This is a genomic window from Cuneatibacter caecimuris (assembly GCF_004216775.1).
Taxonomy (GTDB): domain Bacteria; phylum Bacillota; class Clostridia; order Lachnospirales; family Lachnospiraceae; genus Cuneatibacter; species Cuneatibacter caecimuris.
In genome coordinates this window covers 332,675-344,418 of sequence record NZ_SGXF01000001.1, presented here as the reverse complement: position 1 = coordinate 344,418, position 11,744 = coordinate 332,675, and the positions used below count along the sequence as shown (strand labels likewise).

The 11,744-nt window shown below is 45.1% G+C and carries 12 protein-coding genes; 8 read left to right on the top strand and 4 right to left on the bottom strand.

The annotated features are described in order from the left end of the window. Positions 1-89 precede the first annotated feature (89 nt). Positions 90-848 carry a 30S ribosomal protein S2 gene (rpsB, locus tag EV209_RS01670; RefSeq protein WP_130432421.1) on the top strand — a complete coding sequence of 253 codons (759 nt, stop codon included), beginning with the start codon at positions 90-92 and terminating at the stop codon, positions 846-848. Positions 849-875: 27 nt separating this feature from the next. Further along, a complete protein-coding gene (tsf, locus tag EV209_RS01665) occupies positions 876-1,802 on the top strand; it encodes a translation elongation factor Ts (protein ID WP_130432419.1) in 927 nt (308 codons plus the stop codon). A gap of 207 nt (positions 1,803-2,009) precedes the next feature. Here the strand turns inward: tsf and EV209_RS01660 are convergent, their stop codons facing one another. Together EV209_RS01660 and EV209_RS01655 are read right to left on the bottom strand one after the other, a co-directional pair. Continuing rightward, entirely contained in the window at positions 2,010-2,603 is a 594-nt protein-coding gene (locus EV209_RS01660) for a cyclophilin-like fold protein (RefSeq protein ID WP_130432417.1), read from the bottom strand. Positions 2,604-2,619: 16 nt separating this feature from the next. Beyond that, positions 2,620-3,474 carry a DUF3737 family protein gene (locus EV209_RS01655; RefSeq protein ID WP_130432415.1) on the bottom strand — a complete coding sequence of 285 codons (855 nt, stop codon included), beginning with the start codon at positions 3,472-3,474 and terminating at the stop codon, positions 2,620-2,622. Between the two features lie 508 nt (positions 3,475-3,982). On the opposite strand from EV209_RS01655, the gene EV209_RS01645 reads away from it, so the two are divergent. Next, the gene (locus EV209_RS01645) at positions 3,983-4,861 is read left to right on the top strand and encodes a LysR family transcriptional regulator (protein ID WP_130432411.1); all 879 of its coding nucleotides are present in this window, start codon (positions 3,983-3,985) and stop codon (positions 4,859-4,861) included. Positions 4,862-4,897: 36 nt separating this feature from the next. On the opposite strand, the gene EV209_RS01640 is transcribed toward EV209_RS01645, so the two are convergent. After that, a complete protein-coding gene (locus EV209_RS01640) occupies positions 4,898-6,259 on the bottom strand; it encodes an MATE family efflux transporter (protein ID WP_130432409.1) in 1,362 nt (453 codons plus the stop codon). A 174-nt stretch (positions 6,260-6,433) separates the two neighbouring features. Between EV209_RS01640 and EV209_RS01635 the strand changes: the two genes are divergently transcribed. The 5 genes from EV209_RS01635 to EV209_RS01615 all read left to right on the top strand — a co-directional run bounded on the left by EV209_RS01635 (position 6,434) and on the right by EV209_RS01615 (position 10,672). Then, positions 6,434-7,117: a dihydrofolate reductase family protein gene (locus EV209_RS01635; protein ID WP_130432407.1), complete on the top strand. Its 684-nt coding sequence runs from the start codon at positions 6,434-6,436 to the stop codon at positions 7,115-7,117. A gap of 43 nt (positions 7,118-7,160) precedes the next feature. Beyond that, complete coding sequence (locus EV209_RS01630) at positions 7,161-7,532, top strand: DUF2500 domain-containing protein (RefSeq protein WP_130432405.1); 372 nt, start codon at positions 7,161-7,163, stop codon at positions 7,530-7,532. Between the two features lie 113 nt (positions 7,533-7,645). After that, on the top strand, positions 7,646-8,695 hold the full coding sequence (locus EV209_RS01625) for a helix-turn-helix domain-containing protein (protein ID WP_130432403.1): 1,050 nt from the start codon (positions 7,646-7,648) through the stop codon (positions 8,693-8,695). 51 nt (positions 8,696-8,746) lie between these two features. Then, the gene (locus EV209_RS01620; RefSeq protein WP_243647468.1) at positions 8,747-10,168 is read left to right on the top strand and encodes an MFS transporter; all 1,422 of its coding nucleotides are present in this window, start codon (positions 8,747-8,749) and stop codon (positions 10,166-10,168) included. A 108-nt stretch (positions 10,169-10,276) separates the two neighbouring features. Next, positions 10,277-10,672 (top strand): sporulation initiation factor Spo0A C-terminal domain-containing protein, encoded by a 396-nt coding sequence (locus EV209_RS01615; protein WP_130432399.1) that lies wholly within the window; start codon positions 10,277-10,279, stop codon positions 10,670-10,672. Between the two features lie 93 nt (positions 10,673-10,765). On the opposite strand, the gene EV209_RS01610 is transcribed toward EV209_RS01615, so the two are convergent. Further along, the gene (locus EV209_RS01610; protein ID WP_130432397.1) at positions 10,766-11,734 is read right to left on the bottom strand and encodes a Gfo/Idh/MocA family protein; all 969 of its coding nucleotides are present in this window, start codon (positions 11,732-11,734) and stop codon (positions 10,766-10,768) included. Positions 11,735-11,744 lie beyond the last annotated feature (10 nt).

The following is an 11,744-nucleotide window of genomic DNA, read 5'->3' as shown; positions in this document are numbered from 1 at the left end:
CATGTGGATGGCCCGGGACGGTGCCGGCAGCAGCCGGTCCCTTGGGGTAAGAAGTGTGCGGAAGAATTCAACCAAAAAGGAGAAGAAACATGAGCGTAATTTCAATGAAGCAGTTACTGGAAGCAGGTGTTCATTTCGGGCATCAGACTAGAAGATGGAACCCTAAGATGGCTCCCTACATCTATACCGAGAGAAACGGCATCTACATCATCGACCTGCAGAAGTCTGTGGGCATGGTAGACGATGCTTACAAGGCTGTTGCAGATATCGCTGCAAATGGCGGGACTATCCTGTTTGTGGGTACAAAGAAGCAGGCTCAGGACGCGATTCAGACCGAGGCAGAGAGGTGCGGCATGTACTATGTAAACCAGAGATGGCTGGGCGGCATGCTGACCAACTTCAAGACCATCCAGAGCAGAGTTGCCCGTCTGAGAGCAATCGAGACCATGGCTGAAGACGGAACCTTTGATGTTCTGCCCAAGAAGGAAGTAATCCAGCTCAGAAAAGAGTGGGATAAACTGGAGAAGAATCTGGGCGGCATTAAGAATATGAAGAAACTGCCTGACGCAATCTTTGTTGTAGATCCCAAGAAGGAAAGAATCTGCGTACAGGAAGCACATACACTGGGTATTCCGCTGATCGGCATCGCTGACACCAACTGCGATCCTGAAGAGCTGGATTATGTGATCCCGGGCAATGATGATGCAATCAGAGCGGTAAAACTGATCGTTTCCAAGATGGCAGACGCTGTTGTAGAAGCAAATCAGGGTGAAGCAGAGGATACAGCTGAATATGCAGACGCTACTTTCGAGGAAGCAGCAGAAGTGTCAGCAGCCGCAGAAGTATAATTCATTGCATAGACGGAGGAATAAAAAATGGCAGCAATTACAGCAGGAATGGTAAAAGAGTTAAGAGAAATGACCGGCGCCGGCATGATGGACTGTAAGAAAGCTCTGGCAGCTACAGACGGCGATATGGATAAAGCAGTTGAGTTCCTGAGAGAGAAGGGCCTGGCTGCAGCGGCGAAGAAAGCCGGCAGAATCGCAGCAGAAGGCGTTGTGACCGCTCTTGTTCAGGATGACAAGAAGGCAACTATTGTTGAAGTGAACAGCGAGACAGACTTTGTAGCAAAGAACGCTACTTTCCAGGCATACGTTGGAGAAGTTGCGGAGCAGGCAATCGCTTCTTCCAATCAGGATGACATGGACGCGTTTATGGCAGAGCAGTGGGTAAAAGATCCTGCCCTGACTGTTGCAGAGAAGCTGTCCAGCGAAATCGCCGTGATCGGTGAGAAGATGACAATCAGAAGATTTGTAAATATTGATGCTGCAGACGGCTGCGTGGTATCCTATATCCATGGCGGCGGCCGTATCGGCGTTCTGCTGCATGCAGAGACTTCTGTAGTCAACGATGCAGTCAAGGACTGCCTGAAAAATGTGGCAATGCAGATCGCTGCGCTGAAGCCCATGTATCTGGACAGAGAGTCCGTACCGGAAGAGTTCATTGAGCATGAGAGAGAAATCCTGAAAGCTCAGGCTATGAATGAGAACACCGGAAAGCCCGAGAATATCATTGACAAGATGATCATCGGCCGCCTGAATAAAGAACTGAAAGAGTTCTGTCTGGTAGATCAGGCATATGTAAAAGACGGGGACATGACCGTTGGCAAGTATGTGGAATCAGTTGCCAAAGAAGCAGGCGCTTCCATTAAACTGAAAGAATTCGTTCGTTTCGAGACCGGAGAAGGCCTGGAGAAGAAAGAAGAGAACTTTGCTGAGGAAGTTGCAAAACAGATGGCATAACATTGTTTTTGTTGAGGATGTAAACAGAGTTATTTTAGGCCTGAAGCATGGAATAATCATGCTTCAGGCCTTTTGTTTCATAGGAAACTGCGTTCCCTATGAAACAAAACCCTCCGGGGGATCACACTGCGCTCTAAGGAAATATGGCCGCTGAAGCGACCGCGCTTCGGCGCAAGAGTCTGGCTCGCCGGACTCTTTATATATAAATTATTTAATTCTAAAAGTAACCGTCACTTCGCCGCTGCCAAGAGCATCTTTCAACCCGGATATATCTTCGATTTTTCCAAGCCTTGTGTAGCTCCACGAATTAGAACCGTAAAAAATGACGATTTGATTCCCGCCATATAAAACGATATCGCCTGGCTGCGTTGTAGTTTGTTCATTGCTGGCCGGCAGGCTTGCTCCGAGTAAGCCGACCTTTTCAAAACCGGAATAATCACTCATTTTAATAGAGATGGGAGCTTCACGCAGCATTTCTTCAAAAGCGTTTACAGCAGCGTTATTTTCTAAAGTTGCAGTAAAGTTGGTGTTTCCGATTTGCAGGATTATCTTTTTCACTGTATGTTCCTCCAAGGCGGAATTTTTAGCCGGCTGCGTCACAGGACTGGAGGATTCAACTGGCGGTTTGCTTTGCTTTGAATTCGTCTCAGACATAGAAATGCTTGATGCAGAATTATCAATTTCTGTTTCAGAACCCAAATGGCTGATAGAACCGCCGCTGTTTTGTCCGTTTATACACCCCGACAAAAGAAGTATTGTGATTGTGATACAGGAAAGGAGCTGCCAGAATTTAAATTTCATTTTATATTACCTTTTTTCATTGTTTGCCGCCTTCCTTTTGACCTATAATAATTTCACCCTTTGCCTCATCAATATCCATAATGATCTCACCGGCCTCCGGCACATAGATATGCCCGGACATGGGGTTTTTAATGCTGACGATGGGCGCGGTGAGTGTAGCTTCCACATCGGAACGCTCAAAGGAAAGGTCGGTGTCCACCATTTCGCAGTGAATTAATTTCAAGTTTTTGCAGTAGCAAAGTGGCTGTGTCCCTATAATTTTGCAGTTTTCAAAGGTGATGTTTTCACTGTACCATGCGAGATATTCACCCTTTACAGTGCTGTTTCTCACTGTGATATTCTTTGCGTGCCAAAAAGCGTCTTTGGTATCGAACACACAGTTTTCGAAAACTGAATCAGTGATGTACTGAAAGGAGTATTTACCTTTCATACGGACATCACGGAAGGTCAGGCGCTCTGCACGCATCATAAAATATTCGCTTTCGGCAGTGCAGTCCTCCATTTCAATTCCCCTCACCGACCAGCCAAACTCCGGGGAAATGATATCGCAGCCACGCATTTTTATATTTGCACATTCACGCAGAGCCTTAATGCCGTGAAGTTTGGTATTAATAATCTCTACATTTTTGGAATACCAAAGAGCGGCCCTGCATAGCCCGGTCATTTCCGAATGCTCAATCTTCAGCCCTGCATCGTGCCAGAATGGATAACGGAGGTTGAAAAAGCAGTGATCGACCGCCACATCTCTGCCCTCCTTAAAAGCACTTTCCCCATCGGCAGGGCCGTCAAAGGAACAATCCTTTACTAGAATATCTCGTTCCGCATAAAGGGCTCTTTCTTCATCAAAGGTTTTGTTTGTTATGGTTTTCATAAATACTTTTCCTTTCTGGGCTCTTGTTTGTTATTTGCCTTTTTCATTTGATACACAAGGTAATCCAGGCAATCAATACATTTTTGGTCCTTGTGCAGTGATGCAAGGAGGTTTTTTCTATGTAGGGCAAGCTGTTTCAATCCATTGGCTTCGTTTCCATTCTGAAGGTTTGTCATAAATCTTTCAATGGTTTCACAGTCACAGCCCGCGTCCTTCAAATTTTGAATAATGGATTCGGAAGATTCATATATGTTCATTGTTTTCCTCTATTCTATACGGGAATAATGTCCGTCGCCACTCTCTGCCCGTTCTCCGATACTGCTGCACCCTGCCAAGATTATTGTGACTAACAGGGCTGCAGGAAGGACAGAAAATATTTTTAGATAGAAATCACTTCTTAATTATATCAGCTGCAAAATACAATAGCAAATACTTATACCAAATATACTCATATGCTTGACGGGCATATGAAAAAGCGGTACAATACTGTTAAATAAGGAGATATATTATGGAATTTCGTGTGCTTCAGTATTTTTTAGCCGCTGCAAGAGAAGAAAGTATTTCCGGAGCAGCAGAATATCTGCACCTTTCACAGCCGACACTTTCCCGCCAGCTAAAGGATTTAGAGGAAGAATTAGGAAAACAGCTCTTTATCCGCGGCAACCGGAAAATAACGCTAACAGACGAAGGTATGCTTTTACGCAAGCGTGCCGAAGAAATCGTGGATTTAATGAAAAAAGCAGAGGAAGAAGTCAGTTCCTCTGATGAAACCATAGCGGGAAATATTTATATTGGCGCTGGTGAATCTGCCGGAAATCGTATTCTTGCCAAAGCAGCCTTTGAATTGAAACAGAACTACCCAGATGTCCGTTTTCATATATCAAGCGGAAATTCAGTTTTTGTTATGGAACAGTTGGATAAAGGGCTCATTGATTTCGGCGTAATATACGGTGAGGTGGACCACTTAAAATATGAATGCATAAAAGCTCCATTCAAAGACACATACGGTGTATTTATGCGTAAGGACTCGCCTCTCGCTCAAAAGGATTTTATAACGCCGGAAGACCTAATGGATCAGCCCCTGATTGTTTCCGCTCAGGAAGAACGGGATAACTGGCAGATATTATCTAAAATCACTTCAGACATATCAAGACTGAAAATAGCAGCGACCTATACCTTGTTTTTTAACGCATCTCTCTTGGCAGAAGAGGGTCTTGGTTATGCCATTAGCTTCGACGGGCTGATCAATTTGAATGAGGACAGCAATCTCTGTTTTCGCCCGATTCGTCCGTTGTTGGAAACAACGCCGCATATCATTTGGAAAAGGTATCAAATACATACAAAAACAGCTCGAAAATTTCTGGAGAAATTACTGGAACAGTTATAAAATCAGCATGTCTATGATAAAAGAAGATACCCGGGGTTAAAAATCCCGGGTAATGTTTTTCAGCCATTTATAGCTTTTGTAGTGTTTATAGACAAAGGGTATTTTTACAAATTCGTCGGTACAGATCAGGAAGTAGACCCACATGGGAGGCAGCTTTAAAATAAAAGCCGCGATGAAACCGAGGGGAACAGCATAGACCCACATGTCGATGGTATCGCAGATAAAGCCCCATCTGGAGTCGCCGCCGGAGCGGAACACACCGCAGATTACCGCTGTATTCACCGCCTGTCCCAGTATATAGTACATATTTATAAAAAGCATGGTATTTAAGTAGCTTTGAGCTGTCTGAGTTAAATCTGCCATGTTCAGGAACAGTGGTTTCAGAAGAAAAATCAATATGCCGCCCACGATACTGCTGATAAAAGTGATTCTGCAGAAACGGGAGGCATCTGCTTTTACAGTTTCTGTATGGCCGGCGCCAATGGAATTTCCAAGGAGAATAGCTCCTGCATTGGCAATGCCGAAGCAGGCTACCGTACCCAGATTGCGGGCTACTACAACTACAGCGTTGGCTGCTACTATATCGCTGCCCAGGTGTCCCATAATGACAGAGTACATGGAAAAAGCAACGCCCCATACGACTTCATTGCCAAAAGCAGGGAGAGAGTATTTCAGAAAATCTGAAAACAGAAGTTTATTGCGCTCCCAGAGTGTCTTTATACGAAAACGTATTGTTTGAAATCTTGCATTGTCGATGAGACAGATGAGCAGTTCTATCCCCCTGGAGATACTGGTTGCCAGGGCGACTCCCATAATACCCAGCTTTGGAGCTCCAAAAAGCCCGAAAATAAATACAGCATTTAATAAAATGTTCAAAACAAGTGCGGAACCATTGGCAACTGTGGCAAACACCACTCGTTCAATGGCGCGCATGGTACATAAGTACACCTGTGAAATACTCATAAATAAGTAAGAAAAACTTACCGCCCGCAGGTAAGGGATTCCTGTGGCAATAAGAGATTCCTCATTCGTAAAAATTCCCATTAAAAGAGAAGGGAAAAAGCAGGCCAGGATAAAAAAAGCTGTGGAAACCAGAATGGAAAGCCGCATTCCAATCCCCATAATACGTTCGATGGTGAGCGTGTCCCGTTTGCCCCAATACTGTGCCGCCAGCATGACAACTCCTGAGGAAATCCCCGAGTATACAAGATTTAAAATAAACATAATCTGACTGGCCAGAGAACCTGCCGCCAAGGCATCCTGACTAACAAAACCAAGCATGATAACGTCTGCGGAACTTACTGCTGTGGTAACCAGATTTTGCAGAACAATAGGGATAGCAAGGCGGGCCAAGGCCCGGTTAAAGGTGGGGCTGCCTGCCGCAAGCTTCGTTGGCATAATAAAATCCTCCATATATAAATAATGTAGGTTTATTATAAAGGACAATTTTATAAAATGCCACACAAAAATCAAAGAGGTTATGAATAGTGCTTTTTGATTTGAAATGTGATATAGTTATGGAGACACACCACTGAATATAGCAGTATTTGCGTCACATGGAGGCAGGAGATTATGAACAGACCAATCACAACATTATTTATGTTAATGTCAGTGGACGGGAAAATCAGTACAGGAGCATCAGACGAATTAGATGTGGATAAAGATTTTCCAGGGATTCCCGGCGTAAAAGAAGGATTATATCAGTATTATGAATTAGAACGAAAGACTGATTTATGGTCATTTAACACGGGCAGGGTCCAGGAAAAAATCGGAGTCAATAAAAAAGAATTTCCATCGAAATCACCAGTATCTTTTGTAATCTTAGACAACCATCATTTAACAGAACATGGAGTCCGTTATTTTTGTGCATGGTCAAAGCGGTTTGTGCTGATTACACAAAATCCGGAGCATCCGGCCTTTTCTATTACAGATGAAAATTTGCATATTATTAAACAAGATACCTTAGATCTGGAGGGTGCATTCAAAGAGTTAAATGAAGATTATAGGTGTGAGCGGATTACAATCCAATCAGGCGGCACATTAAACGGATTGTTTCTCAGAAATAAAATGATTGACTATATCGATCTTGTTGTAGCGCCCGTATTAATTGGGGGCAAGGATACTTCAACGCTTATTGACGGGGATTCTATAACATCTATTGAAGATTTAAATTTATTAGGGGTATTACAGCTGGAAAAGTGTGAAACTCTGAATGATTCGTATATTCGCTTAAGATATAAAGTTACAAAATCATAATATGATTTTATGCAATCAACTTTCAATATTATGAGGTGCTGAAATGGGAACAGGATTTGGATCAATATTTTTTATTGCATTCGTACTGGTTATTGGAATTTTTATAGTAACATTAGTGAGAGGCATAACTACTTGGAATAAAAATAATCACTCGCCGCGTTTAACTGTAACAGCAAGAATTGTGTCCAAACGAACCGACATCTCACACCATACCTATGCTAATGCGGGTGATGGCTCAGGCGCGCAAGGATATCATACGGCTACTTCTGCAATGCACTATGTAACATTTGAAGTTGAGAGCGGAGACAGAATGGAATTTTCCGTTGGAGGTTCGGAATACGGAATGCTTGCGGAAGGAGATACAGGAAATTTAACGTTTCAGGGGACTAGATATTTATCTTTTCACCGAAGTTAAATAGTGGTTATTTTTTGCACCCTGAAACATGATTCATGCTCAGTTGAAGCTTCTCCATGGTTCTGATAAGATAAAGATACGGAGATCTCTGTAATATAACGAATGGAGAAGAAATGATGCAGATTGGCGAGGTAATCAGGAAGTTTAGAAAAGAACAGAAACTGACCCAGGAAGAAATAGCCGATTTTCTGGGTGTGTCGGCGACAGCAGTTAACAAGTGGGAGAAGGGTCAAAATTTCCCGGATATTTTGCTGCTTGCCCCTCTTGCCCGGTTTTTAAAAACAGATGTGGATACGCTGCTTTCCTTTCATGGAAATCTTACGGACTTAGAGATAAAGCGTGTTTTACAGGAAATGCCGGGCGAAATAGAAAAGTGCGGATATGAGGCAGCATTTGAAAAGTATAAAAACATGGTGCGGGAATATCCGAACTGTGTGACGCTGATGTTTGCAGTTGCTCAGATGATGAATTTTTATCTGCCTTTGCAGGAAAACCTGGGAACAGAAAAATATGAAAAGCAGATCACAGCCTGGTTTGAAGCAGTTGCAGAGAGCGGTGAACCGGTTCTGGCAGGTACGGCTGTGGGGATCGTGTGCAATAAGGCCATAAGCGCGGGGGATTACGTCAAAGCGGAAGCGCTGGCGGAGAAGATCCCGCCCCTTAGCCTGGACAGAAGGATTCTGCAGGCAAATATCTGTAAGGCAAGAGGGGAATATGAAAAAGCCTGCGCTCTCTATGAGGGAATGCTGTACCAGAGCGCAGGAACGGCTGTAACCAACATTATGCAGATGATGACATTAAAATGCAGAGAAGGAAATAAGCAGGAGGCCCAGTATCTCTGCGGCATCCTGGATGATTTGGTGGATAAGCTGGAATTGAGCAGTTATCTGAAGGCGAATGCCCGTCTGGAGATGGCAGCGGATTTCAAGGACAGGGATGGGGTGCTGGAGGCTGTGGATCAAATGATCCGTGAACTTACCGAAACCAAAACCAGAGAATCCTTTCTTTATCAGAATTTGACAGCAGACCAGCCGGACGAGCGTAAAAATATGCTGAAATTGCTGGGACCTTTGCTGGAACAGGACGAATCCTTTGATTTTATCAGAAATGAACCGAAGTTCGGCCAATATCTGCAAAAAATAAAAGAGATCGCGGAAGCGTAACTTCTGAAAGATTGGGCATACTAGTTGGAGATTGTACGGTATGCTGCAATAATGAAGAAGGAGCTGATCGCAATGGGAAAAGAAAAACACCTGTCTGATTCCGTCAGGCCGTTTGGGATGCGGGATAAACTTGGTTACATGTTCGGGGACTTTGGCAATGATTTTACCTTTATTCTTTCATCCAGCTTTCTGCTGAAGTTTTATACGGATGTCATGGGCGTCTCGGCGGGCATTGTTGGAATCGCCATGATGGTTTCAAGATTTCTGGATGCGTTTACGGATGTGGCGATGGGGCGCATCTGCGATACTGGAAAAATGACTGCCGCCGGCAAGTTCAAGCCGTGGATTCTGAGGATGTGCGGGCCAGTGGCAATCGCCTCTTTTTTGATCTATCAGAGTTCGTTTGCCGGTATGAGCATGACTTTTAAGGTGGCCTGGCTCTTTATCACCTATATCCTCTGGGGATCTGTCTTTTACACATCTATCAATATCCCATATGGTTCCATGGCATCGGCTGTTTCAGCGGAGCCTGGAGACAGGCAGAGCCTTTCTACCTTCAGAAGTATAGGCGCTACTTTGGCAGGTGTTGTGATCGGGTCAGGCGTGCCGATTCTGGCATACGATACTGTAGAAGGAAGAGAAATCCTCAATGGCGGAAGGTTTACCATCATTGCCGGGATCTTTTCCCTGTTGGCGGTGGGGTGTTATTTGCTGTGTTATTTTATGACGACAGAGCGGGTAAAGCCGGAGAAAAACGGAAAATCAAATGGATTCTCCCTGGGGGGGATGCTGAAAAGCATTTTTACCAATCAGGCGCTGCTTTCCATTATTGCTATTTCTATATTGATCCTGTTGGCCCAGCTGTCCCTCCAATCCATGGCAAATTATGTGTTCCCGAATTATTATGGGGATACAAAGGCCCAGGCTGCCAGCACGATTTTGATGATGGCAGTGACCTTTTTCTGCGCGGCGATCACAAAACCTCTGGTTGTTAAATACGGGAAAAAAGAATTGAGCATTGCAGGCAGCGCCATCGCCGTTGTGGGATTCCTTCTGATCCTGTTTGTGAGGCCTTCCAATGTATGGGTATATGTGGGCTTTACCCTGCTGGTCTATCTGGGTCTGGGAATTTATACGATGGTGAGCTGGGCGCTGATTACAGATGTAATTGATTATTCGGAGCTGAAAAATGGCGTCCGGGAAGACGGGACTGTTTATGCAGTGTATTCTTTTTCCCGGAAGCTGGGACAGGCTGCCTCTTCAGGCCTTACAGGCGGGCTGCTGACTATGATCGGCTATACGGCGGCCACCGCCTTTGACCCGGAAGTAGTCAACGGGATTTATAATATAGCCGCAATTGTACCGGCGGCGGGTTTTATACTGGTGATTTTGGTATTGTGGTTTTGGTACCCTCTGGATAAAAAAACAGTAGATGCCAATGTAGCCGCGCTGAAGGAAAAGCATGGCGAATAAAATACGAATAATAATATATGCAGAAATCCTTGCGTATTTCTCCGGATTCTGGTAGAGTATAAAATATAGGAATGTATCGTGCACCTGTTCCTTGGGCGGAGGAGACTTATGGTGGTGGACGAGGGTGATGTGAAAGAGCTTCTGCGGCGACTGGGCGTAAACGCAACTTATAAAGGATATTACTATGTTTCAGCAGCTGTAATGCTGGCAGTGGAAGACGAGCAGGTTTTAGAATTTATGAGCAAAAAGGTCTATTCCGGTGTGGCTGAAATTTACCATACCAGTGTTTCGTGCGTGGAGAGAGACATCAGGACGGTAAAGAGAAGAATGCTGGAGTCTGGTAATGATAAGCTGCTGCAAAACATATTCGGATATGTTCCGGCAGGACGGATTGAAAATGGATATATGATTTCAATGCTTGCTGATTACCTTATGAAGATGAAAGCAGACGATTGGGAGTATGGATTCCAGCGGTTTTCGGGGATGACTTGCCTGATCGGGTAAAAAGGAGATGCTGCAATTTGACAGGGGCGGCCGGCCGCCGGACCTGAGACTGCAGCATCTCCTTTTTATAATTTTATCATCAGAATCTGTCTGCTATTCGTTGGGATACTTCATGCCCCACTGATCCCTGAGGCTGTCCATCAGCCGCATAATAAAAAGAGTCTCACTATGGGGCATTTCAGGGCACTCGGTTTTTCCTTCCTGAATCGCTTTGACGGCGGAAGCAACTTCATATTCATAGCCTGTAATCTGAGGCGGGCAGGGAACAGTCCTGATCAGTCTGCGGTTATGATCGTAAATATCAGCTTTCTGAAAATTATTAATATTTTCCACCACCAGGAACCCCTCGGAGCCGCTGATAACCCCCTGACGGTCTGTCAGCGCCTGGGCGGTACAGTAAAGCGTGGCTATACGGCCGTCTCTGTAGGTGAGGGTAATGCTCTCCTGGCTGTCCACCCCGGTATCAGCCATCACTACGGAAGAATCGATCCGGGAAATATCATCGCCAAAGAAAAGGGAGGCGAATGTCAGCACATAGACGCCGATATCCAGAAGCGCTCCGCCCGCCAGTTCAGGGCGGCGGATGCGTTCCACGCCGAAGATGGGATAGCCGAGATTGGCGGACAGAGCGGCGGGCGCGCCGATTTCGCCGCTTTCCAGAATCTGACGGATGACGCGGGCCATGGGCATATATCTGGGCCAGATAGCTTCTGTGCACAGCAGCCCCTTTTGTTCGGCCAGTTTCAGGACTTCCTGCGCCTGCGCGGCGTTCTGGGTAAAGGATTTCTCACAGAGCACATGTTTCCCATATTTCAGACACAGCTTCATATGGGTATAGTGATGAGAATGGGGCGTGGCAATATAAACCAGCTCAACTTCTTTGTCCTGGAGCATAGCTTCATAAGAGCCGTATGCTTTGACCGCCTGAAACTCTGCGGCAAACTGGTACGCTTTCTCCTGGGAACGGGAAGCGACAGCATACAGCTTTACATCTTTCATTTCGTTTAATGTGCGCGCCATGGTGCGGGCGATACCGCCGGCGCCCAGAATACCGATTTTCATTTCAAACCTC